At 69.5% G+C, this 23,638-nt stretch carries 23 protein-coding genes; 9 read left to right on the plus strand and 14 right to left on the minus strand.

From position 1 onward, the window contains the following. Positions 1-864: a pirin family protein gene (locus tag D7X74_RS09785; RefSeq protein WP_120532660.1), complete on the minus strand. Its 864-nt coding sequence runs from the start codon at positions 862-864 to the stop codon at positions 1-3. 18 nt (positions 865-882) lie between these two features. After that, complete coding sequence (locus D7X74_RS09790) at positions 883-1,977, minus strand: alkene reductase (protein WP_120532680.1); 1,095 nt, start codon at positions 1,975-1,977, stop codon at positions 883-885. Positions 1,978-2,011: 34 nt separating this feature from the next. Here D7X74_RS09790 and D7X74_RS09795 point away from each other — a divergent pair, with 34 nt between their 5' ends. Then, entirely contained in the window at positions 2,012-3,004 is a 993-nt protein-coding gene (locus D7X74_RS09795; RefSeq protein WP_120532661.1) for an AraC family transcriptional regulator, read from the plus strand. Here D7X74_RS09795 and D7X74_RS09800 read toward each other — a convergent pair. Continuing rightward, positions 2,946-3,887, minus strand: coding sequence for a CPBP family intramembrane glutamic endopeptidase (locus D7X74_RS09800; protein ID WP_158622203.1), 942 nt, complete (start codon positions 3,885-3,887; stop codon positions 2,946-2,948). The genes D7X74_RS09795 and D7X74_RS09800 overlap by 59 nt on opposite strands. Before the next feature lie 158 nt (positions 3,888-4,045). Here D7X74_RS09800 and D7X74_RS09805 point away from each other — a divergent pair, with 158 nt between their 5' ends. The 6 genes from D7X74_RS09805 (at position 4,046) to D7X74_RS09830 (ending at position 9,520) form a co-directional block, all read left to right on the plus strand. Next, entirely contained in the window at positions 4,046-4,498 is a 453-nt protein-coding gene (locus tag D7X74_RS09805) for a Spy/CpxP family protein refolding chaperone (protein ID WP_120532663.1), read from the plus strand. 128 nt (positions 4,499-4,626) lie between these two features. Beyond that, positions 4,627-5,436: a hypothetical protein gene (locus D7X74_RS09810; RefSeq protein ID WP_120532664.1), complete on the plus strand. Its 810-nt coding sequence runs from the start codon at positions 4,627-4,629 to the stop codon at positions 5,434-5,436. Next, entirely contained in the window at positions 5,433-6,317 is an 885-nt protein-coding gene (locus D7X74_RS09815; protein ID WP_120532665.1) for an aldo/keto reductase, read from the plus strand. Before D7X74_RS09810 ends, D7X74_RS09815 begins: the two co-directional genes overlap by 4 nt. A 138-nt stretch (positions 6,318-6,455) precedes the next feature. Beyond that, positions 6,456-6,728, plus strand: a complete 273-nt coding sequence (locus D7X74_RS09820; RefSeq protein ID WP_233602044.1) for a FruA-associating protein, FapA — start codon at positions 6,456-6,458, stop codon at positions 6,726-6,728. Between the two features lie 102 nt (positions 6,729-6,830). Next, the gene (locus D7X74_RS09825) at positions 6,831-7,307 is read left to right on the plus strand and encodes a (2Fe-2S)-binding protein (RefSeq protein ID WP_120532667.1); all 477 of its coding nucleotides are present in this window, start codon (positions 6,831-6,833) and stop codon (positions 7,305-7,307) included. Continuing rightward, on the plus strand, positions 7,304-9,520 hold the full coding sequence (locus D7X74_RS09830; RefSeq protein ID WP_120532668.1) for a molybdopterin cofactor-binding domain-containing protein: 2,217 nt from the start codon (positions 7,304-7,306) through the stop codon (positions 9,518-9,520). The genes D7X74_RS09825 and D7X74_RS09830 overlap by 4 nt, the downstream gene beginning before the upstream one ends. Here the strand turns inward: D7X74_RS09830 and D7X74_RS09835 are convergent. Beyond that, the gene (locus D7X74_RS09835) at positions 9,502-10,140 is read right to left on the minus strand and encodes an Isoquinoline 1-oxidoreductase subunit (protein ID WP_120532681.1); all 639 of its coding nucleotides are present in this window, start codon (positions 10,138-10,140) and stop codon (positions 9,502-9,504) included. The two genes, D7X74_RS09830 and D7X74_RS09835, sit on opposite strands and share 19 nt — an antisense overlap. A 256-nt stretch (positions 10,141-10,396) precedes the next feature. Here D7X74_RS09835 and D7X74_RS09840 point away from each other — a divergent pair, with 256 nt between their 5' ends. Next, positions 10,397-11,986, plus strand: coding sequence for an adenosine deaminase (locus D7X74_RS09840; RefSeq protein WP_120532669.1), 1,590 nt, complete (start codon positions 10,397-10,399; stop codon positions 11,984-11,986). 45 nt (positions 11,987-12,031) lie between these two features. Here D7X74_RS09840 and D7X74_RS09845 read toward each other — a convergent pair whose 3' ends face one another. Next, positions 12,032-13,228 (minus strand): substrate-binding domain-containing protein, encoded by a 1,197-nt coding sequence (locus D7X74_RS09845; RefSeq protein WP_120532670.1) that lies wholly within the window; start codon positions 13,226-13,228, stop codon positions 12,032-12,034. A 178-nt stretch (positions 13,229-13,406) separates the two neighbouring features. Here D7X74_RS09845 and D7X74_RS09850 point away from each other — a divergent pair, with 178 nt between their 5' ends. Further along, on the plus strand, positions 13,407-14,225 hold the full coding sequence (locus D7X74_RS09850; RefSeq protein WP_233595506.1) for a hypothetical protein: 819 nt from the start codon (positions 13,407-13,409) through the stop codon (positions 14,223-14,225). 13 nt (positions 14,226-14,238) lie between these two features. Here D7X74_RS09850 and D7X74_RS09855 read toward each other — a convergent pair whose 3' ends face one another. The 9 genes from D7X74_RS09855 to D7X74_RS09895 form a co-directional block, all read right to left on the minus strand. After that, entirely contained in the window at positions 14,239-15,099 is an 861-nt protein-coding gene (locus D7X74_RS09855; protein WP_120532672.1) for a WGR domain-containing protein, read from the minus strand. A gap of 37 nt (positions 15,100-15,136) precedes the next feature. Next, a complete protein-coding gene (locus D7X74_RS09860; RefSeq protein WP_120532673.1) occupies positions 15,137-16,111 on the minus strand; it encodes an NAD(P)-dependent oxidoreductase in 975 nt (324 codons plus the stop codon). A gap of 75 nt (positions 16,112-16,186) precedes the next feature. Continuing rightward, positions 16,187-17,377 (minus strand): enhanced intracellular survival protein Eis, encoded by a 1,191-nt coding sequence (gene eis, locus D7X74_RS09865; RefSeq protein WP_120532674.1) that lies wholly within the window; start codon positions 17,375-17,377, stop codon positions 16,187-16,189. 124 nt (positions 17,378-17,501) lie between these two features. Further along, entirely contained in the window at positions 17,502-18,758 is a 1,257-nt protein-coding gene (locus D7X74_RS09870) for a P1 family peptidase (protein ID WP_120532675.1), read from the minus strand. 161 nt (positions 18,759-18,919) lie between these two features. Continuing rightward, positions 18,920-19,492 carry an imm11 family protein gene (locus tag D7X74_RS09875; protein ID WP_120532676.1) on the minus strand — a complete coding sequence of 191 codons (573 nt, stop codon included), beginning with the start codon at positions 19,490-19,492 and terminating at the stop codon, positions 18,920-18,922. Between the two features lie 6 nt (positions 19,493-19,498). Continuing rightward, complete coding sequence (locus tag D7X74_RS09880) at positions 19,499-20,788, minus strand: AHH domain-containing protein (protein WP_120532682.1); 1,290 nt, start codon at positions 20,786-20,788, stop codon at positions 19,499-19,501. 268 nt (positions 20,789-21,056) lie between these two features. Beyond that, complete coding sequence (locus D7X74_RS09885; RefSeq protein WP_370450732.1) at positions 21,057-21,608, minus strand: imm11 family protein; 552 nt, start codon at positions 21,606-21,608, stop codon at positions 21,057-21,059. Positions 21,609-21,722: 114 nt separating this feature from the next. Continuing rightward, positions 21,723-22,478: a DUF5953 family protein gene (locus D7X74_RS09890; protein ID WP_120532678.1), complete on the minus strand. Its 756-nt coding sequence runs from the start codon at positions 22,476-22,478 to the stop codon at positions 21,723-21,725. Next, positions 22,475-23,386, minus strand: a complete 912-nt coding sequence (locus D7X74_RS09895; RefSeq protein WP_120532679.1) for a DUF6310 domain-containing protein — start codon at positions 23,384-23,386, stop codon at positions 22,475-22,477. Before D7X74_RS09895 ends, D7X74_RS09890 begins: the two co-directional genes overlap by 4 nt. Positions 23,387-23,638: the final 252 nt, after the last annotated feature.

Consider the following 23,638-nt stretch of genomic DNA (forward strand, 5'->3'; position numbering starts at 1 on the left):
CTATCTCCGGGGCGGGGCCGAGTAGCGACCGGAGCGGTATTCGCCCATCACTCGCAGGATGTCAGCCTGGGTGTCTCCGATGAACGGGCCATGGCTGACCAACGGGTCTCCCTGAGGCTGCCCGGCGTACAGCAGCGCTCGCGCCCGGGTGGTGCCGGTGATGCGAAGCGAGCTGTCCCCTCCGCCCTTCGGACGGTCCAACCAGCCCACCTGTCCGGGCCGCAGCGCCCTGCCCTCCGGGCCCACCGCGACTTCTCCCTCCATGACGTAGAGGAAGCCGTTGTACGAAGCGGGCAGGTCCTGCTCGATGCTCGCGCCCGGCTCCAGTTGGAACTCCGCGAGGGTGACGGGCACGTAGTTCTTCGTCTGCGACCGCACCGCTCCCGAGCTGCCGCTGTACAGCCGGACCTCCACCCCGGACTCGCGCCGGACCGGAAGCTCCGCGTAGGGAAGGTCCTGGTAGCTGGCGGGGACCCAGCGCTGTGCTTTTGGCAATGTCAGCCACAGTTGGAGGATCCGCCCCTCGCCCGCGGAGTCCAGCCCTTCGCCGTGGATGACCCCACTGCCGGCCGTCATCCACTGCGCGTCGCGCTCGCCCAGGCGCCCGCTGTCGTGGGCCATCCCGCCCTTCTCCACGAGGGTCACCGTTTCGAAGCCGGCGTGCGGGTGCGGCCCGCCGATGGGCTTGCCGTTGATCCGGTCGTCCATCAACAGGATGAACGGATCCGACAGGGCGTAGTCCTCCGGTGAGACGACTGGCACCACCGTGTGCGCCGGCCCGAACTGCCCCGGCATCGGCGCGGGCAGGTCGATGACCCGCCCCAGGCGGCGCTCCACTGTCTGTGATTGTTTCGGGTTCGTCATGACGTTCCGCCTCCTGCCTCAGTGCAACGCCGGGTAGTCCGTGTAGCCCTTCTCCTCGCCACTGTAGAAGGTGGCGTTGTCCGGAGGGTTGAGCGGCGATTCGTGCCGGTAGCGCTCCGGCAGGTCGGGATTGGAGAGGAACGGCACGCCGTAGGAGACGAGGTCCGCTTCTCCCCGGGCGAGCGCCGCCTCACCGGTCCGTGCGTCGTAGCCGCCGTTGACGATGAGGGCGCCCTGATAGGCCTTGCGCAGCAGCGGCGTGATGCGCTGCTCCGGGGTCGGTGCCGGCGCCATGTGGCCAGACACCGCCTCGGACACGTGCAGGTAGCCAATCCCCAGGCGGTCGAACTCACGCGCCAGGTAGGTGAACGTCTCGACGGGGTTTGAGTCGTTCATGCCCACCGGGGCGAACGACTGCGGCAGGATCCGGTAACCCACCCGCTCCGCCCCCCAGACACTCGCCACCGCGCGGACCACCTCCAGCGGGAAGCGCGCCCGGTTCTCGATGCTGCCGCCGTAGGCATCGGTGCGCTGGTTGGAGCCATCTCGCAGGAACTGATCCAACAGGTATCCGTTGGCCCCATGCAGCTCGACCCCGTCGAAGCCCGCCTCCAGGGCGTTACCCGCGGCGTGCCGGAACTGCTCCACGACGCCGGGAATCTCCTCGAGTTCGAGCGCTCGCGGCGTCACCGTGCGCGTGCGGCCCTTGAACGTGAAGACCTCTCCATCATGCCCGATGGCGGAGGGCGCCACCGGCAACCGGCCGTCATGGAAGTCCGGATGCGACACGCGCCCGACGTGCCACAACTGGGCGTAGATGCGCCCGCCCGCCGCATGGACGGCCTCCGTCACCGCCCGCCAGCCCACCACCTGCTCGGGTGAGTGGATGCCGGGCGTGCGGATGTACCCCACGCCCTGGGGGCTGACCTGGGTCCCCTCGCTGATGATGAGTCCCGCGGAGGCGCGCTGCGCGTAATAGGTCGCCGCCAGGGGGTTGGGCACGTTGCCGTCGCCCTGCGCCCGGCTTCGCGTCATGGGCGCCATCACCATCCGGTTCTTCAGTTCGAGACGGCCCAACCGGAAGGAGGAGAAGAGCTTCGAGGTGTTTGCCATGGCCACAAAATGCAGGGGCCGCTATGGACGTGCCATGGCATCCAGTCCAAAAGAATTAGCCGATCGTCCAGCGCATCCGGACGCGCAGTTCCCGGAGGCGCTCGCGGACGTGCTGGCGGACGTGCTGGACTCCATGCGGCTGTCCACCGTCATGCATGGCCGCTTCGAGCTGCATGCGCCCTGGGGCATCCAGTTCCCCTCGAGCCCTGGCGCGCACATCGTCCTCGTCGCGCGAGGCGGTGCGCTCCTGGAGGTCGAGGGCGGTGAGAAGGGGGTCTCCCTGTCGGCCGGTGACGTGGCCCTGCTCCCACATGGTGGAGCGCACACGCTTCGCGATGCGGAAGGCAGCCCCATCCACATCATCGGGCAGGGCGAGTGCCAGCGAGCCCGGGGCATCGGTTCGGTCCGGGTGGGGGGCGACGGAGCCCGGACGGCCCTGGTCGCGAGCTCCTTCCGGCACGAAGTCTCGCCCAGCACCCGGTTGTTCGATGCACTTCCGCGCCTCATCCACATCGCCGCGGACGACACCGCGACCACGCCCTCGCTCGCGTCGACCGTGCAGTTGCTCATCGCGGAGAGCGCCTCGTCCAGCCCTGGCGCGACCGTCGTGATGAGCCGGCTCGCGGACATCCTGCTGGTGCAGGCCATCCGTGCGCACATCGCGGGAAACCAGTGTCAGGAGCACGGACTGCGCGCGCTCGCGGATCCCCCGATTGCCAAGGCCCTCTCGCTCATCCACGAAAGGCCCACCGAGCCCTGGACCGTCGAGCGCCTCGCGACGGCCGTCGCCTTGTCACGGTCCGGCTTCGCCGCGCGCTTCAACGCGCTCGTGGGAGAGCCGCCCCTGGAGTACCTGGCGCGGTGGCGGATGACGAAGGCCGCGCAGCTCCTGCGGGAGAGCACGCTGCCGCTGAGCGACGTCGCGACGGCCAGCGGCTACCAGAGCGAGACCTCGTTCAACCGGGCCTTCAAACGCTGGGGTGGGAGTGCTCCAGGCGCGTACCGGCGCGACCACCGCCGGGCCTGAGCACCGCCACGGCGCCCACCGTCAGCAGGGTGCAGACGACCAGCAGCGCCACATGCATGGAGGTCGACAGCTCGGTGGCGGACGACGCGAAGCGGGTCAGGAGGAAGGACGTCGCGTTGTTGAGGATGTGGACGACCACGGACAGGCGCACGCTGCCGGTGCGCTCCGCGAGCCAGCCCAGGTAGACGCCCAGCCCCAGCGCCACGGGGCTGTGGATGGGATCCATGTGCATGACGCCGAAGAGCGTCGCGGCCCCCACGATGCCGGCCTTCGGGCCCCAGCGCTCCACCAGCCGCGTCTGCACATAGCCCCGGAAGAACAGCTCCTCCCCCGTGCCCGCGACCAGCGTGCCGAAGAACATCAGCAGCGCGAAGGTCCCCAGCGACGCCTGACTGGTGACCTGCAAGCCCTTCAGCGACGACGTCCAATCCCAGACGCCCGTGAGCACGGTCAGGCTCTCCATGGCCTGCCCCAGCGCGAAGCAGCCCACCACCGCGGCCCCCCACGCCCAGACAGGCAGGGAGGCTCCCGGCTCCAGCCGCAGCCGCTCCCGCAGTGGACGCGGGGACAGCCGCCCGCCCAGCAGCGCGACGCCGAGCCCCGTCAGGCTCGACAGCATCACGCCCGCCACGTGCAGCCACGGCAACAGCTTGAGCTGCTCCATCATGGCCGCGAGGGCCGCGGCGTCCGGGGACTTCACGCCGGTCCGGGCCATCTCCATGGCCATCGCGATGCCAGCGAAGATGGAGCCTCCCACGAGGAGCGCCACCAGCATGAGCCCGAACGCGAGGAACACCGTCCACACCCGAGGGCGCTCCGGGGCGGCGGGCGAGGGCAGTGGCGGAGTGACCTGGCTGGCGGAAGGTTCGGACTGGGAATCCATGTCACGCGACGCTAGTGCCCACGCCATTCCAAGTCGAACCTGACGGAGCGTCCCCTACACACTTCTTCACGCCCCGCTCAAACCCACGCAATGGTCGGCTCGCATATTGGCTCCAGTCAGGAAGCAGAAACGAACCCCACGCCTGGAGACAGAACGCCATGAAGAAGAAGCTCATCATCGCCGGTACCGCCGTTGTCGCCGTCACCCTGCTCACCGGCTTCGGCTTCGGCGGCCGCGGTGGTCATCACGGCTCACCGGACCCGGAGCGCATCAAGCAGATGGTGACGTGGAAGCTGGACGACAAGCTGGATGACCTGGACGCCACCGAGGCGCAGCGCTCGTCCATCCACGCCGTGAAGGACCGCCTGCTCGCGGAGGGCCAGCAGCTCATGGAGGGACAGCAGGCCGTCCGCACGGAAGCCCTCGCCCAGCTTGAATCGCCGACGCCCGACGCCGCGAAGCTGCACGCGCTGGTGGACACGCGCATCGACGCCTTCCGCGCCTTCGCCCACAAGGCGACGGACGCCGTGCTGGAGATGCACCGCACCCTCACCCCGGCCCAGCGTCAGGAGCTGGCCAGCGAGTACCGCGAGCGCACCGGACAGAAGTAGCTCCGTCCCCAAGAGCGGCCCGTCCTCTTCCCGGGACGGGCCGCTCGGGTTGCGCTCGGGAAGACAGATTCTTCGGAACACCGTGTTCCAGCGTGGGCAGGGCGTGTTCGCGCGGATATGGTCGGACGGTGGATTACACCGAATACGCTCGACGCATCCGTGCCCACGCCTCCCTGGGCGAACTCACCGAATACGGACAGGTGCATGAAGGAGGGCGCGACTACCCGCTCTTCCGCCTCATCGTCCCCGGCGAACGCTGGCTCGTCATCACCTCCGGCTTCCACGGCGAGGAGCCCGCGGGCCCCCTGACGCTCGCCCAGCATCTGCCCGACGTCGTCGCCTACGCGAAGTCGAAGGGTGTGGGGCTGCGCGTCTACCCGTGCATCAACCCCTCCGGCTTCGAGGACGGCACGCGCTACAACCGCAGCGGCGAGCGTCCCAACAACGACTTCATGCGCTACGAGATCGCCCCCGGCGAGTGGCGCGGTGAGCTCATCGGCGACCCGCCCATCCTGCGCTGGGCCCTGTACGACGGCGGCCCCAAGGAGACGCGCGCGGTTCGCGCCGACCTGGCGCGCTTCCCACCTCCCGACGCCGCGCTCGACATCCACCAGGACAACTACCTGGGCGGCGTCGCCACGTACGCGTACATCTTCGGGGACAAGGCCGCCTACCGTCCGCTGATGGAGGCCTGCGCCCCGCACGCCACCGTGGTGCGCAGCCGCAAGGTGGATGACAACAGCTACGCCGACGAGAACGGCTTCGTCGTCTTCCACGATGGCAGCGTCACCGACTGGTACATGCGTCAGGGCGTGCCGTACACCGCCGCGCTGGAGACCACCACGCCCACGCCGATGACGACGTGCGACACCGTGAACCTCACCTGGATCCGCGGCTTCATCGACCTGGCCGCGCGTGGCGAAGGCCCCCAGCGATGATTCAGCGCCCCCTTGGAAACAGTGGCCTCACCGTGTCCGCGCTCGGCTTCGGCGCGGGCCCCGTGGGCAGCGAAGCGCTCAGTGACTCCGACGCGGGCGCGCTGCTGCACGGCGTGCTGGACGCGGGCATCACCCTCATCGACACCGCTCCCAGCTACGGCGTGTCCGAGGAGCGGATCGGCCGGCACCTCGCCTCGCGGCGCCGGGAGTTCGTGCTGTCCACCAAGTGTGGCTACGGCGTGCCCGGCGTGGAGGACTGGACGCCCGAGTGCATCACGCGCGGCGTGGACCTGGCCCTCCAGCGCCTGCGCACCGACGTGCTGGACGTGCTGCACTTCCACTCGTGTCCCCCGGACGTGCTGCACCGCCCCGGCCTGCTGGAGGCCCTCACCCGCGCGGTGCAGGCGGGCAAGGTGCGCGCCGCCGCGTACTCGGGCGACAACGCCGGGCTGGACGCCGCGCTGGAGACGGGCGTGTTCGCGGTGGTGCAGACGTCCGTGAACCTCTTCGACCAGCGCTCGCTCGACCATGGCGTGGCGAAGGCCGTGTCGCGCGGCGTGGGCGTCATCGCCAAGCGGCCCCTGGCCAATGCCCCGTGGCGCTTCGCGGACGACCGTCCGGCCTCGCACGACGTCGGCGAGTACTGGGACCGGATGCGGCGCATGGACCTGAAGACAGACGGGCTGTCGTGGCCGGAATTAGCGCTGCGCTTCACCGCGTACGCGCCCGGGGTCGCGACCTGCATCGTGGGCACCACGCAGTTGGAGAACCTGCGCGCCAACGCGAGGACCCTGGACAAGGGAGAGCTGCCCGAGCCCCTCGTCCACGCCATCCGGGACGCCTTCCGTCGGAATGATCACGGTTGGGACGGCGTTATCTGAGCAGCCCTGAAGGACTCCCCTTCCGTCAAGCGGCGTGAGCCCTCCCCCCTCCAAGTGATGTGCTTTCAACACCGGTCTCGTCCAGGCGGGCCGGGTGCCTGCTCTTGGGTCCATGCCGACCATCCGGACATGAACGAGATGCCAGAGTTTGAGAAGCAGGGAGAGTCGGCGGAGATTCACCCTTCGGAGCTGGACCTCCACCAGGTGGAGCACACTCCGCAGGTGGCGCATTGGCTGCGCATGCGGGCCAGCCAGTGGCTGGGCAACGCGCAGAAGGAGTTCAACGAGGCCGTCTTCTCGCGGGATGGTTCGGACGCGTCGTTGGACCGCTACGCCGAAGCCCGCTCGGAGCTGGACTCCGCCGAGGCCTGGGCCCTGCGCGTTGCGGACTTCCTGATGCGTCCCCAGTAGGTCGCCCCGCTGACGGGAGGTGGACGTTCCCTCCTGGAGCAGGGCCCGCCGGGCGCCGCTGGCTTGATAGTTTCCGCGCCTCCCCTGGGAGGAGCCCGGCCGATGGCCTTCACGCTGAACGTCAACGGAGCGCCCCACGTCATCGAGCCAGGTGAGGGGGAGGAGGACATTCCCCTCCTCTACGTGCTCCGCGACCACCTGCGCCTCAACGGAGCGAAGTACGGCTGCGGCGTGGGCCAGTGTGGTGCCTGCACCGTGCTGCGTGACGGGGCGCCAGTGCGCTCGTGCCTCGTGCCGGCGGTGTCCCTCCAGGGACGGGCGCTCACCACGCTGGAGGGCCTGCGCGCCCCGGATGGAACGCTGCATGCGCTCCAGCGGGCCTTCCTGGCCGAGCAGGCCGGGCAGTGCGCGTACTGCATCCCGGGGATGATCATGTCCGCGGCGGGACTGCTCCGGCAGAAGCGCTCGCCCACGGAGGCGGACATCCGGACCGCGCTGGATGCGAACCTGTGCCGGTGTGGTTCGCACAACCGCATCGTGCGCGCCGTGCAGCGCGCGGCGGCGGAGCTGGCGGAATGAACGCGCCCGTCTCCCGGCGCTCGGTGTTGAAGGGCTCGCTGGTGCTGGCCTTCTCGCTTGCGGGGCCCGCGCTCCTCGCGCAGACGCCGAAGCCGCGGTTGCCTGGAGACCTGGCGCGCACGCCCAGACTCGATGCGTGGTTGCGCATCGGCGCGGACGGCGTCGTCACGTTGATGACGGGCAAGGTGGAGCTGGGCCAGGGCATCCTCACCGCGCTGGGGCAATTGTGCGCGGACGAGCTGGACGTCGAACCAGCCCGACTGCGCATCCTCTCCGGGGACACCCGCGTCTGCCCCCCCGAGGGCGTCACCGCCGGCAGCATGTCCATTCCCAACGCCGGCGCGGCCGTGCGTCAGGCTTCGGCGGAGGTGCGCGCGTTGCTCGTGTCCCTGGCCGCCGAGCGACTGCGCGTCCCGGCGAAGCGGCTGCGCGTCCAGGACGGCACCGTGAAGGACACGGGTGGTGGCGCGGTCACGTACTGGGCGCTCGTCGGCGGGAAGGTCTTGAACCGCGAGGCCACCGGCACCGTCGCGCCCAAGCCCGCCTCCCAGCGACGACACGCAGGCAAGCCCCTGCCCCGGGTGGACCTGCCCGCCAAGGTGGCGGGTGAGGCGCGCTTCGTCCAGGACCTGCGTCCCGACACGCTGGTGCATGGGCGTATCGTGCGCGCGCCCACGCCGGACGCCTCCCTGGTCGGGGTGGACACGGCGAAGGTGTCCGCGATGCCCGGCGTGCTGAAGGTGGTGCGGGACGGCGACTTCCTGGGCGTCATCGCCACGCGGGAATGGCAGGCGGTGAAGGCCGCCGCCGCCCTGGCCCTCGCCGCGCGGTGGAAGGACGGACAGCCCCTGCCCGTGGATCCGCATGCGTGGTTGCTGTCACAGCCCACGCAGGACACGGTCATCCAACACATCGAGCGTCCCACCGACGTCGCCCCCACGCGCACGCTGGAAGCCACCTACCGCCGGCCGTACCAGATGCATGCGTCCATTGGCCCTTCCTGCGCCGTGGCGGCGTGGGACGGCGCCACGATGACGGTGGACACCCACAGTCAGAGTGTCTTTGAAACCTCCGAAGCCATCGCGAAGCTGCTGGGGCTTCCCAAAACCCAGGTGCACGGCAGGCACGTGGAGGGCTCCGGCTGCTATGGCCACAACGGCGCGGACGACGTGGCGGCCGATGCGGCGCTGCTCGCCCGCGCCCTGCCCGGCCGCGCCGTGCGCGTGCAGTGGTCCCGCGAGGATGAACACACCCACGAGCCGTATGGCGCCGCGATGGTGACGAAGGTGAGCGCGGGCGTGGATGGGAATGAGGACGTGCTCGACTGGGATTACGCGCTGTGGTCCACGTCGCATGGCACCCGCCCCAGCGGCGAGCCCGGCAACCTGCTCGCGGGCCGTTCGTTGGCGAAGCCCTTCAAGCAGCCCGTGCCGCGAAATGGCGGGCCGCCGAACTACTCCGCCGACCGCAATGCCATCCCCCTGTATGCCTTTCCCGGGCAGCAGGTGAAGACACACTTCGTGAGGGCGATGCCCCTGCGGGTGTCATCGATGCGCGGCCTGGGCGCCTACGCGAACGTCTTCTCCATCGAGTCCTTCATGGATGAGCTGGCGCACGCGGCGGGCGTGGATCCGGTGGAGTACCGTTTGCGTCAGCTCCAGGATGAACGGGCGAAGGCGGTCATCGCCCGCGCGACGGAGCGGTTCGGCTGGAGTCGCTTCGAGCGCAGGCCGCACCACGGCCGGGGCCTGGCCTTCGCCCGGTACAAGAACCTGGCGACGTACTGCGCCGTGTGCCTGGAGGTCTTCGTGGATCCGGCGACGCACGCCCCTCGCGTGGTGCGCGCCGTCATCGCCGCCGACGCGGGTGAGGTCGTCAACCCGGATGGACTGGCCAACCAACTGGAAGGGGGCCTGCTCCAGTCATTGAGCTGGAGCCTGAAGGAGGCCGTCCGCCACGACACCCGGCGCATCCTGTCACGCGACTGGGAGGGTTATCCCCTCCTCACGTTCTCCGAGGCGCCGCCGGTGGACGTGCAGCTCATCGACCGTCCGGAGGAGCCATTCCTGGGCGCGGGCGAGGCGAGTCAGGGCCCCACACCCGCGGCGCTCGCCAACGCCGTGTTCGATGCGACGGGGCTGCGCGTGCGCGACCTGCCGCTGACGGCGGAGCGACTGTCAGCGCTGCGACGGGCTCAGGGCGCCGGGCAGTAGGCGCCGGAGTCCACCCATGCCTGGAAGAGCTCACCGAACGCGGCCTGCGTGCCGGGCACCGGCTGCCGTCCCGGGCCCGGGTTCCAGCCCCAGCCCACGAGTTCATCCTTCGCCATGTGGTGCTGGAGGGCCGCCAGGTCCTTGCCCCCGTTGCGCTTTGGGTCCTTGAGCTGTTCGCAGATGGCGCCCAACGAGTGCCCCACCCACGCCATCTCCACGGGCGCCAGGGCCCACTTCGGATTGCCAGGGATGCTGGCCACGGTGGCCCCCACCGTGGGCGTGTTCGTCGCCTGATGACAGGACGTGCAGGGCAGCCCGGGCGGACCGTGGCCGTCCGCTCCGCCCACCACCGCCGGGACATGGGCGTGCTGCTCCATCCCCTGCCGGGGCCGTCCGTCCGCCGGGTGGCAGTTGGTGCAGCGCGGATGGGCAATCACCCGGCCCGCTTCGAGGAAGAGCGCCACCGAGCGCGCCTCCTTGTTCTCGATGTTCGAGAAGGACGCCACGGGGCGGAGCACCTCCGGGGACGCGGGGGCGTCAGGAGCCCGCGTCGAACCGCGGCAGCCCGCGAGCGCGACGACTCCACACGACAGCAGGAGGACGAACCGGTGGCATCGCATGCCCGTCGAGCGTGACACGGGCCAAGGCCGCCCGGCCATCCTCGCCAGCGCCCTCCCCGCTTCCAAATGTCCACCTTCCGCCGCCCCCTTCATCCCCGGGTCGGAAGCCGCACCAGGAGACCTCTGCCCTGGGTCCCTCTTGAAGTCATTCTCATACACATTCTCGTAAACCTGGATAGACGAGAAAAGTCCTTCTCGTTCTCCTGGGCAGCCTGTACGGAGCGCCCCCTCTCTCCACAAGGACTGCCCCACCGCCATGATCAAGTTCTCCTCCTTCGCCATCGTCGCCGCGCTCGGTTTGAGTGCCTGCAATGAAGAAGATCCCATCCCGCCGGTGGAGAAGACGCGAGAGGAGCGGGTCAACGAGCACATGGAGTCGCTGCGAAGCGACTCCACGGCGCTGGGGACCTTCCTGTTCTCCATGCCCAAGGGCGGCGACCTGCACAGCCACACGTCCGGCGCCATCACCACCGAGAAGCTGATTGCCTGGGGCGCGGAGGACGGCGCGTGCGTGAACACGACGACCTACGTGGCCAGCAACCCCTGCGCGGTGGGCGCCGTCCCCCTGTCCACCACGGAGAGCGACCGCGCCCTCTATGACGCCGTGATGAGCGCCTGGTCCATGGAGGACCACCCGGGTCCCCTGCTGACCGCGCACCAGCACTTCTTCGATGCCTTCGGCAAGTACGGCGCCGTGCAGCTCGATTCGCGCAATGACGACAGCTACGCGGACATCCTGTCACGCGCGGGCAAGCACCATCAGGTCTACGTGGAGCTGATGCAAGGCTTTGGCGCGGGCCGGGGTGGCAGCCTCGCGACGCCGCTGTTCACGTCCACGGACACCTGGGACAAGGCGACCCTGCTGGCGAAGCGGCAGCAGCTCATCGCACTGCCGGACTTCCAGAACGCCCTGACGGCGCAGGCCACCAGCATCGCGAACACGCTGAAGGGGGCCCGCACGCTGCTCGGCTGTGACACGGCCCAGAAGGACCCCGGCTGCGACGTGGACGTGCGCCTGCTCGTCTCCGCCAACCGCACCGCGGACCGGACGAACGTCTTCGGCCAGTGGGTGTATGCCTATGAGCTGGCCCAGAAGGTGCCCGAAATCGTCGGCGTGAACCTGGTGTCCCCGGAGGAGAACGCCAACTCGCTCGCGTTCTACCAGGATGAGATGTTCGCCCTGGGCACGCTCGACGACTTCAACGACCAGGAGGTCGGCCGCAAGCTGGTGCACGTGTCGCTGCACGCCGGGGAGCTCATCCCGTCGGTGCTCGGCGCGCAGGACCAGCAGCACATGAACTTCCACATCCGCGAGGCCGTGGAGAAGGCCCACGCGGAGCGCATCGGCCACGGCGCGGACGTGCTGAGCGAGACGGCCGGCGACGGCGCCGAGGACCTGCTGCGCGACATGAGCGCCGCGGGCGTGATGGTGGAGATCTGCCTGACGTCCAACCGCGTCCTGCTGGGCATGTCCGGAGACGCGCACCCGCTGGCCGCGTACCTGAAGAACAACGTGCCGGTGGCCCTGGCGACGGACGACTCGGGCATCCTGCGCGGAGACATCACCCAGGAGTATGTCGCCGCCGCCACCGCCCAGGGGCTCGACTACAAGACGCTCAAGAAGATGGCGCGCGCCAGCCTGGAGCATGCCTTCGCGGAGGGCGACAGCCTCTGGGTCCGCCGCGATGACTTCACCACCGCCGCGACCGCCTGCGCCTCCGACAAGCCGGAGGAGGCCACCCTGTCCGCGTCCTGCGAGGGCTTCCTCGCCGCCAACAAGCGGGCGTCCCTGCAGTGGAAGCTGGAAGCGCAGCTCGCCGTCTTCGAGCGCTCCATCGCCCCGTGAGTCATCGCCTTCGCGCCTCCTTCACGGGGGCGCGAAGGCAGCAGTTCAACGCCCCACGCCGATGCGCGACCACAGGTCCAGCAGGGTGCGCAGCACGGCCACGTCCGGCACCTCCGCCGCGGGCGGCACGTCCACCCGGATGCCGTGGGCCGCAAGCCGCGTGAAGGGGTTGTCCGCGTCCTGCGTCTTCAGCGGCACCGACGGATCCGCCGGCCGGAAGCCGAACGCCAGGGCCCGCGCCTGCACCGGCTTGCTGCGCAGGAAGCCCACCCACTCCAGCGCCGCCTCGCGCTGCTCGGGCGTCACCCAGTCCGCCTGGAGCACCGCCGCCGGATGGTCGCTCCACAGCGTCACCGGCGGGTAGTCCACCTGGAGCGTTCCCCACCGTCCCTGCGCGTGACCCAGCTGCGAGATGACCAGGCTCTCGTACACCAGCGCCAGGTCGTAGCGGGACGGGCCGAAGCGCACCAGGTCCGTCATGAAGATGCCGGTGGAGGGCTCGAAGCGCGTCACGCCCCGCTCCAGGTGCTTGAGCCATTCCTGATAGCCCGGCGACAGCAAATCCTGCTGCTTCACGCCCGCGCGGCGCCCCAGGTACTCCAGCGTCGCGGACAGCAGCGCTTGCAGGCCGGAGTTGGACTTCGTCGGGTCGGTGTGGCCCAGCTTCACGAAGCCCCACTCCGCGGGGCCCCCCACCGAGGGCCAGCCCTGGTCGCTCGCCACCGCGCGCTGGAGCGTCTTCCACGACAGGCCCCCGCCTCCGCCCGCCTTGCGCAGCACCTCCATCCGGTCCTGCCAGCCCACGAAGACCAGGGGCGTAATCACCAGCGGCTGCGGCGCGGCTTCGCCCTGCGTCGCGAACAGCGGCCCGTGCGAGGTGTCCGTCGCCCAGTCCGCCGCGAGCATGCGCAGCACGGCGCTGTCCGCGGGGCTCCACACCGTGGGCTGCTCGCGGCCTTCCAGGATGGCCTGGGCCGCGTCCAGGGAGCCCCGCCCCACCAGCGTCACCCGCACGTGCGGGTGCGTGGGCTGGAACTCCGCGAGCGCCGCCTCCACCCACTCGCGCTTCTCCGTGCTGTAGAGGAAGGTGATGTCCGTCACCTTGCGGCGCGACGGCGGGCGCACGGCTTCCGGCTCCGCGCCCGGGGACACCGCGCGCGACGCGTCCGGGGCCGCCAGCAGGTAGAACACCCCGAACGCCGCGGCCAGCACGCCAATGAGGAGGAGGACCCGGGGCTTCATGTCCCGCCTCGTACCCCGGGTCGCAGCGCCTGCATCCCTGGCGTCCGCGTTGTCACAACCATGTCACTCACGTCCTCTCCCCCCTGGCCGGATGCCCCCCAGAAGAGGAAGCCTCCGGATGCCCTCCTGGAAGTTTGTTTGGCCTCAAAGCGGATGGCAGACTGGACCGATGATGGCAATGGGTCGGCGAATCGCGCTCCTGGGACTGGGGGCGGTGCTGGGTGGATGCGCGGCGAAGCAGGCTCCTCCCATCCAGCACTATGCCCTGGGCATGTCGCGCGCGGAGTATCGGGACTACACGGGGTCGAAGGCGAGCCCTTGTGACTCGGAGCCGCGCTGGTTCTCCGACGAGCTGACGGCGGTCAACGGCCTGCTGGGGCGCTTCGTCCGGGAGACGGAGCACGCGCAGGATCCGAAGTCGCCGGACCAGCCCCAGCACCTGGCGCTGCTGGAAGAGGGGCTGCGCACGCTGCCCCCGGTGCTGAAGGTGCACGAAGGCAACCTCAAGGCCCTGCAGTCCTGCGACTTCCGGCGCACGGGCGCGTTCCCGGACCTGGCGAAGCTGGGCGCGGAGCGGGTGAAGGAGGCACGGGAGCGCCTGGCGCTGGGCCCCCAGGTCCAGGCCGCGGCCGCGCTGCGCGAGTTCCAGGAGAAGTGGCGGGAGGAGGCCCCGGCGCGCGAGGAGAAGGCGCGCGGGACGTGGTGCTCGAAGGCTCCGCAGGTGGGCCAGCCGGACCTCTACTTCGCGCGGCAGTCGCCGGACGGGCACACCGAGTGGCTCTTCTGCGACGGGCACGTCGTGGACAAGACGGGTGAGGCAGAGCCCACGCTGCTGAGCCCCCAGGGACTCTCCAAGGCGGATCGCCGGAAGGTCCAGCCGAGGAAGTACCTGGAGGCGGCGCGCGGCTATCCCACCGAGGAGATGGACCGCGAGCCCACCTCCGTCCCGGCTCCCGCAGCGCCGGAGTCCGCGAGCGCCACCGAAGGGGCGCACTGAGCCGCGCGTCCCGTCACGCACCCAGCCGGGCGAGCCGCTTCGACAGGTGCGCGTCGCCGCCCGCGTCCACCCCGCCGATGAAGGCGGAGAGCGAGCTGCCCGCGCCGCCCAGGTGGGCCTCCACGTGCGGCTTGAGGACGCTCCAGCGCTTCGTCCACGCGTCCTCGGAGCCGTCGCGCAGGTCCGGGCGCTCGGCGAGGAGCGCCGTCACGCGCAGCGCCAGCTCCGGGTCGCCCAGCGTCCGCGCCGCCGCCACGCCCGTCGGCACCGAGCCCGCGGGCGCGGCCTTCCACATCTCCGTCGCCCGCTGGAAGGCGGCCACGTCCACCGCGGACAGCAGCCCCAGCGCGTGGCGCACCGGCAGCCGGCCTTCCGCCTTGGGCCCCACCACGTGCGCCATCAGCGCCGCGAAGGGCGCGGCCAGCGCGGGGTGCGCCGCCGGGTCCACGCCGCCCAGGGCCCGCAGCGCGTGCCGGGCCTTGCGCGCCAGCCGCGTCACCTTCCAGCTGGGGCCCTTGAGGCGCGCCTGGAGCGAGCTCAGCGCGGCGCCCGCGGCGGACACCAATTCAGGGCCGGGCATGGCGGGCGCGACGCGGCGGGGCAGCACCAGCTTCGGGGGCGCGGCGGCGACGGCGACCTTCGGGGGCGGCGCGGCGGGAGCCTCGCCCGCGCCCACCTCGGCGTAGCCCTCGCGCACCTTCTCCGCGACCTTCTTGGTGTACTCGCGCAGGGCGGCTTCCTCATCCGGGAAGGCCTTCTCCTTGCGCTGCCCGGCGGTGCCGATGCGGCCGTAGGTGACGATGAAGGTGGCGCCCTGCACCTCGGGCATCCAGAACTTGGAGCTGTTGCCGTCGACGAACTCGAACCTGCGCATGGTCCGGGAGGCTACCTCACCTGGAGGGCCGAGCGCTTCAGCCAGCTTGCGCCGCCAGCGAACGCAGGCCTTCCTCGCGCGACACGCTGCCCGTGTAGCCCAGTTCCTGACGGGCCTTCTCGTCGTTCACCGTCACCTCCTGGCCCGCCAGCAACAGCTCCGTGCGCGACAGCGGCGGGGTGCTCTTGAGGCCCAGCACGTCCCACACCAGGTCGCTCGTCACCGCCACCATCGCCGCGAGCGCGGTGGGCAGGGACTTGTCGCCAGGGTCCACGCCCTGCGTCTTGAGGAGCGCGGTGACGAAGGCGCGGAACTCCACCGGGGGTCCGTCGGTGACGAAGTACGCCTGGCCCCCCCGGCCCTTCTCCGCGGCCAGCAGCAGGCCCTCCACGGCGTTGGCCACGTGGCAGGTGGACGTCAGGTAGCGCCCGCCGCCAATCCAGCGGAAGCGCCCTGCCTTCACCGCGGCCACCAGCGCCGGCAGCACCGTGGTGTCCCCCGGTCCCCAGACGAGCCGGGGCCGCACCGCGACGGTGGTGAAGTCCGGCGAGTTGACGCTGAGCACCCGCCGTTCGGCCTCGCCCTTGGTGGACGGGTACGGGCCCACGGGGCGCTGGGGCAGCTTGTGGGTTTCGTTGAGGCGGACCATGGGGCCGCCGTCCACCAGCACGGCCTCCGTGCTCACGTGCACCAGGCGCTTCACGCCCGCCGCGCGCGCCGCCTCCAGCACGGCCTCCGTGCCCCGCACGTTGACGTCGTAGAACTCCGCGCGCGGGCCGGACATCTTCACGTGCGCGGCCGAATGGAAGACGGTGTCGCAGCCCTCCATGCCCAGGCGCAGGCGCTCCGGGTCGCTCAGGTCGCCTTCCCACGGCTCGCCGCCAGCGGCCTGCACCGCGGCCACGGACGCGGGCGAACGGGCCAGCGCGCGCGCCGGCTCCCCGCGCTTCGCGAGCGCCGCGAGCAGGTGCTTCCCGACGAACCCCGAGCCACCGGTGACGAACGCGCGCACGTGACAACCTCCCAGCCAGACAGCGCCGCTCCTACCATTCCCGGCCGGCCACGGGTAGCCGCGTCCTGGCCGCCGTCAGAACATGTCGCGCATGGACGGCGCGGGCCCGGAGAACAGCGCACCGGCCACCTGGAGCGACGCCTCGTCCGCCTCCAGCATCCCGGCGAGCTGCAATGCCCGGGGCGTGAGGAAGCCGGTGTAGAGCGGGGCCAGGGCGCGCACGTGCAGCCGCATCCGCCCGTCTCCGCCCTTGCGCACGCGCGCGGCGCCGCCTTCCACCTCCAGCACGAAGCGCCCCTGGTTGTCCGGGAGGACGTCGTCCGCCACGTCCAGGTGCAGCGCGCCGGACAGGCCCGGGGGCCAGCCGCGAGCCTCCAGCGCCTGGGACACGTTCAAAAGCCGCGTCATCCAGTGCATGGACAGCTTCAGCTGGTACGTCTGTTCCCGCAGCAGCGCGAGGAGCGGCTCGTCCGCACCCCCGAACCACACCACGTCCTGCGCCAGCGAGCGGTGGTCGCCCAGGAAGCGCAAGAGCCGGCGCGCGGCGGCGGGCGTGGTGGCCACCAGGTCGTTGAGCTTCAGCACCTGCTTGGGCACGGCCCCCTGCGGCGCGAGGCTCCGGATGAGGTAGACGAAGCCCTCCAGGCCGGAGGCGCCCTCCACGACGAAGCCGTGCGCCGTGTCCTGGCGCGGCGTGCGCACGCGCCGCCAGATGTAGTCACCCCGGTCCAGCCAGCCGTGGCGCTGGGAGGCGAAGCGCCGGTAGCACGCGTCCACCGCCGCCTCGTCCGAGGGCCGCATGGGCCGCAGCGTCAGCGAGCGCTCCCCCAACTCCAGCGCGGAGGCATCGACGTGGATTTCATACCGCGCGCCGGACTGTTCGTAGCCCACGCGCCGGTAGAGCGGCTGCGTGGCGGGATAGAGCACCGACAGCGGCGCCCCTTCATCGCGCATCTCGCGCAGGAAGTGATGGAAGAGGCGCGTGGCGGCCCCGGCGCCCCGGTGCTCGGGCGCGACGCCCACGCCCCCCACGCCAATCATGGGCACCGAGCGGCCGCCCAGGAACTGGGCCATGCGGATGAGGGTGAGCGTCGCCGCGACCTGTCCGTCGTGACGCAGCAGGCGCAGCAGCCCCGCCGCGTGGTTCTTGCGCACCACACCCTCGGCGTCCGCGGCGACCATGGCGAAAGCCTGCGTGGTGATGTCCACCACCGCGGCCAGTTCCTGCTCGTCCCGCGGAGGTCCGTACTCTCCCGTCAACTCCATCCCGCATCCCCTTCCAGCACACGCGCCCCCAGCGGACGCCCCCGCATCGGGGACGTGGCGAAGGTCGCTCGCGAAGCAGCATGGCGCAGCGGCTGGAGGCGAGGAAGTCCGCGCCGCGCCATTGTCATCCGCCCTGCTTCGGTTTCGGGGCCGGGGGCAGCCGTCCGGCGTTGCGCAGGGACTTCACGAGTCGCTCGTGCGGCAGGCCATACACGCGGGCGCCCTGGTTCCCGGTCATCGTGTCGGAGGCGAGCATCGCGTTCAGGATGGCCTCCTGGGTGGCCTGCACGGTGGCCTCGAAGAGCGGGGTGATGCGTTCGTTGTCGAGCATGCCGACGCTGGCGACGCTGGCGGTCGGCACGGGCTGGGTGGAGAACGCGAGGAAGATGTCGCCGGAGAAGTTCTCCCCCAGAGCGCCCATCTTGCCCAGTGCGAGCGGCACCCGCCGGACCACGCGCTCCAACTGGTGCGGCAGGAGCGGCGCGTCGGTGGCGACCACCACGATGATGGAGCCCATCCCTTCCGGATGCGTGGGCTTGAGGCTCGCGCGCTGCGAGCAGGGCTTCATCTGGGAGAAGAAGGGCCCTTTGGGCGCTTCGGGCCCCGTGTAGCAGGCGCGCAGGTCGGTGAGGTCCTCGCCCACGGGCACTCCGGCGACGGAGAAGAGCCGCCGGCTGCCGTAGTTGCATTGCACCAGGATGCCGACGGTGTAGCCGCCCTGCTCCACCGTGAGCCTGCGGGACGACGTGCCGATGCCGCCCTTGAAGCCATGGCAGATCATCCCCGTCCCGCCGCCGACGGAGCCCTCGGGCACGGGGCCCGGTCGCGCGGCGTCCAGGGCCTGCATCGCGTGTTCGGGCCGGACGTGGAAGCCGTCGATGTCGTTCAGCAGGCCGTCCCAGGTCTCCGCCACCACGGGCAGCCCGAGCTCCCAGGTCAGGTTGCGCTTCTGGGACCAGGCAATCACGCCTTCATGCACGGCGCCCACGGCATGCGTGTTGGTGATCATCACGAGGCCGGAGAGCAGCCCCGACTCCTTCACCCAGTGCGTGCCGGTCATCTCGCCGCTGCCGTTCAAGGCGTAGGTCGCCGCGAAGACCGGCTGCGCCACCGCGTCCCGGCCGCGGGGAAGCACGGCGGTGACGCCGGTCCGGACCTGTGGAGAGCCGGGCGTGGCCGCGCCGGAGTTGAGCGTCGTGTGGCCCACCTCCACGCCCTTCACATCCGTGATGGCATTGAGCGCTCCCGGTGTTCCGCCAAAGGGAATGCCCAGATCACTGGCCCGCGCACGGGGCCGGGGGGTCTGCGCCGGGGCCTCGAAGGGCATCCACAGCAGGAGGCAGAGCAGGCCTGGGGAAAGGACGGAGCGGGCGGGGTTCATGGGCCATGGATCTACACCACCTCCCAGCATGAACACGCTGCGTCATCCACGCCGTGGGGCCTGCGCGGTGTTCCGCGACATCCAAGGGACCACGGATGCGGGGCCTGAGCCGGAGGGAGCGCGGATGGCGTGCAGGAGCGGGGGTTCCTGCAGTGCGCCATTCAAACCGCGACGAAGCGTCCGCCCACGAGGCCAATGCGCTCCAGGGCGGCCTTGAGGTCCTCATCAACGATGATTGGCAGCAGGTAGCCCCAGGGCCGAAAGACAACTGCGTCATTCACCGCCAGTGGATCGATACGCAGGCCAGAGACGACATGGTACTCGCCAACCTTGTCTGGCCGACCATCCTCTGACGTCCAACGCCGTGCCTCTTCACATGCAGGGTCATCGATGCAACGAACCACGTGGACCACGTTCAGCAGGAAATAGGGTTCAGGCTGGCCCTGAACATCCACGGGAAAGAGTTGCACATCGTTCGGTGCCAGCTCCCGGAATACTGCTGCGACCCGTCCACTGACAATCGGGGTGCCAGCGACCGTCGTCTTGTCGAAGTCCAGAGGTTTGCCAGGACGAGAAAGCGGAACACGCAACTTCCCAGGGTCCGCCACGGCCCTTCCGTAAACAAACGCCCAGATATCAGGGACCGCTTGTCCTTCAAGATTCGTGGGTTCACGCAGATACCAGCGGCCTGGCACATCGACATCGAAATCAAGCTCAAAAAAATGTCTCGGCATGGTGAATCACGCCTTCGGATTCTTCGTGATGAGTTTCCGCAGCTTGGTACCAGCGGTCGTGAGTTCTCGCGCGATGTTCGCCAGTTCGTCAACCAAGGCGGAGCGGCACTGCCCGGAATCTCGACACCCCAGCATCGCACGCCGAATCCGGAGGAGAACCTCCTCATGATACTCGCGCGGGTGCGGCCCCTTGTGCCCCTGGATTCGAACCTGGTTCGTGGGGTCGTTCAGCTTCATCCCGGCCACCTGGAAAATATCTTCATAGAGGGGCGTCCACGGTCCACCTGACGCATCGGACACCTCGTTCTTGTCCGTGCAGATGTGGTGGATGTCTCCCTCGGGGTCTCCCTGGAGCCCGTTTCCGGGCCCCATCGCGACGGCCGCGACCGCAGTCGGTGCGAGCGCGACGTTGAGTACTCCCGCCGACGACAGGGAGATGGCCTGGACCTCACCCGCCAGCGCCCGCGACAACTCGAACCCACCCTCCGTCCGCGCCCGCAGGCTCGCCTGTGCGAAGCCTGGCATCCTCGGCCCCTGCGAGGCCATTGCCTTCTTGCCGCCGAGCGCGGTCAACGCGACGATCACCAGGACGCGGGCTCCATTGTCCCCCAGCACTCTTCCGAACCGGTGCCCCGCCTCCTCCAACTCAGCCAGGTTCCGGGCATCCCCTGACGCATCCATGAGTTGCAGGAAGCCTCGCCCCAGGTTCCACACTGGACCGGTGCCCAGGTACGCGATGAGCGAAGCCGTCAATGCAAGTGCGATGGCCTTCGTGATGGGTTCCGGCGCGACCAGCATCACCAACGCACTGCCGATCATCGACGTGACCATCGCCCGCAGCGCGGCGGGGTTCAGCAGGTCCTCGAGCGCCTCCTCCACCCCCTCCCACACCGTGTCGAGCGCGAAGGAGATCGCCATCATCCGCCGCTCCATCGGCCCCAGGGCGAAGTCCCCCGTCAGCAGGCCCAGACATCTGCCAGGGTCGCCCCGCCGCTGACAAATCCTCTCATCCGACCCAGGCACCGGGCGGCCCCGCGCGCCCTCGACAATTCCACCCGTGGAGGCCAGCAGGGAGCGCCCCTCCTGTTCAGCCTCCGGGAGCGCGACCTCCAGCTTCATGTCCAGGATGAGCTGCGTGACCGCGTCCTTGAAGGCCTCTTCACCGACCTCGACCGGCGCGGTCTCGACCGGCGTGTAGACAATCGGCTTGCCCTGCCCGGTGTCGAGGTTCACCACCCGCGCCGTCGCGCATCCGGTCAGCAGCAGCAACAGCGCAGCGATACGCCACATTTTCATGAGCACCCCATGGGTCCAGGCTCCCACCGCGCAGGAGCGACGAGCCCCCTACCATCCCCACCTCCCTGCACCAAGGGCCCTCACCCCGGCATGGCATTCATTGCCCACGAGGTTCCACGCCGACTGACGGCCTACAAGGAGCGCTTCGAGACGCGTCCAGCGCTCAAGCGGTCCTCGCGGCTCAGATGAAGCCCATCGCGTCGCGCGGTGCCTGAGCCGAAGGGAGCGCGGATGGCGTGCAGGAGCGGAGGCTCCTGCAGCGCGCCATTTAGACCGCGACGAAGCGCCCGCCCACGATGCCTGCGCGCTCCAGTGCGGCTTTGAGTTCGCCATCAACGATCAGAGAGGAGGGCAGTCCCCACAAGCGGAACACACGCTCGTCACCAACCTTGGTGGTGTCGATGCGCAATCCGGAAACAGCCCGGTACTGCCCGACCTTCTCAGGGCGCCCCTGCTCTGGCGTCCAGAGACGGAACCCCTCACTGGCCCCATCATCGATGCAGCGAACCGTGCGCGCCACGACCAGGAGGAAGTAGGGCTGGGTCTGCCCCTCGACCTCCACGGGGAAGAGCTGAACGTCTTGGAGCGCCATGTCCCGAAACACTGCGGCAACCCGCTCACTGAGAATGGGCGTGAACCCTACCCCCGCAGAGGTGAAGTCGAGGGGGCTCCCTGAACGAGAGAGCGGAACATGCAGCCGCCCTGGCGGAGCAATGGGCACCCCGTTCGTGAAGACCCAGGGGTCCTCCAATGGCTGGCCCTCGGGATTCGTCGGCGTCTTGAAATACCAGCGTCCAGGAACGTAGACGTCGATGGTCATGTCAAAGAAACGTCGTTCCATCGATTCACGCCTCAGGGTTCTTTGTAATGAGCTTCCTCTGCCGGGGACCTGCTGAACGGGACTTCCCGCAGGCCCCGCGAGCGGTGCCGGACCTCAAGGGGCTGCGCGCCCGCCGATCTCCGGGAAGCGCTCGTAGGCCCGCTTCAGCGCGTCCAGGTGCGCGGCGTTGTCCAAGTCCAGCGGCGCGTCCGTGAGCCGAACAACCCACCCGCCCGCCTCAATGCGCCGCGCCCGAGAGAGCAGGTCCGCATCGCGGGCGGGGTCCGGAAACCCGATGGCATGTGCAGCAGCGGCAGACCAGTAATTCAGCCATCCAAGGCGATGGGGAATCTCAGGCGAGCGGATCTTCTCTGGCAGTTTGAGTGCTGGCAGTCCCCGGGGCGGAACCCCTGGCTTATGGACCGGATCGCGTGTTTGTCGTGCGATCTCGACACCCGCGCTGGAGGGGGTCGCATGCCCCCAAAACGCGCGGGCCCCCTCTGCCACGCCCCCAAGCACATCCGCTGCTGCCGCAATCACGGCCTCATCCAGTGGCAGCTCTGCATGGACATCGAGCAACGGCTGCCCGCCCGGCGCCTGGCGCGCGGGTGTTTGCAACCCATAAATCATCACGGGGAAGCTCTCATCACCGTTGCACACGAGAGGGAAGCCCCCATCCTTGGTCCCTTCGACGAGCCACGCGTCGCGCTGCGGTAATGCGATAGGGCGCCCGTCTTCGGAAACCTTCCAGTCGAGGCGCAAGCCGGGGAAAGTCCGCTCCATCCCATGGACGACAGCGAGCGTGCGACCGTCCCTGGCAAGCAGAGCAGGCGCGTAGACAATGATACCCAGAGTGCTTTGCGTCGTCATCGCTTGCACCCTGTGACGACAAGTTCCAGTTCGGGCGCCGCACGCTCCAGCGCATCTTTGTGCGCTTCGGTGCTCACCCCAACGACGAAGCCATATCCACATGACGGCGCGATGTTGCGCTCTTCCCGCATCTTGGCCGCCTGCTCTCTGACCACCTGACCCTGGAGAAAGGCATTGTACGTGTCAAATTGGTCGGTCTTGATCTCCCACAGTACACGCACGCCGACTTGCAGCGCATCAAAGCGCTTGCCGCCAACGAGCACGTCCTTGCCGGGGTAGCGGTTCGGCGGAAACTTGTCGGCGCACTCGTTATGTGGGGGATCTCCACCCGCGTGCGGCACCGGGACGGGGCTGCACTCCGGGCGGCGCTCTCGCTCCATTGGCTCGGTCGGCACCGGGGGGAACCAGTCCTGCCCTGATGGCTCGGGCTTGGGCTTCCGATTCGTTGAGGACTCCTGCGGAGCGGGCTTCGTTTGGAGCGCGGGCTCGACTTCCTCCCGGCTACTCCCGCTCAGTTCATACGCCTCCAACGCTCCCTTGATGACGACTCCCACCACCACCACGCCAACGACGATCACCGCGCCCACAGCGATCTCCGGCGCCGCCAAGACACAGAAGCCGAGTCCCAATGCAGCCGCATCCACAGAAGCGACCGAGCACCTGCCCGTGGTGTCGTGAAACCGGACCCGTCCCTGGTCGAGAGCATGAAAGCACCGCTCCACCAGCACGGGCCATGGCTGGGAGGACTCTTGCACGACGCAGCGTCCCCCGTCCCTCCACGGCAGCGTCGCCGCTCTCTGGAGGTTGGCGATCCTTGGGTTCTGCTTCACGCGCGCTCGTGGGCTCGGCGCTGACGTAGCGCAGGCAGAGAGGCAGAAGAGAAGTGCGATGCACGCTCGGAGATGCATGGCCACGTCCTTTCATTCGAGCCAGAGAGTCATGAGAATAGGGCTCATGCGGCCCTTCGACTTCGACCTTTTACGCCCCAGGATTTTTCGTAATCAGCTTCCTCGGCTTGATGCCCGCCGTTGCGCCCATCGTTCAGGAGCGACGAGCCCCCTACCATCCCCGCCCCCATGCACCAAGGGCCCTCACCCCGGCATGGCATTCATTGCCCGCGAGGCTCCACGCCGATGGGCTCGGCGGCCGGCCCCAGCAAC

It is taken from the genome of Corallococcus sp. CA047B (assembly GCF_003612065.1).
In the GTDB taxonomy this organism is placed as follows: Bacteria; Myxococcota; Myxococcia; order Myxococcales; family Myxococcaceae; genus Corallococcus; species Corallococcus praedator.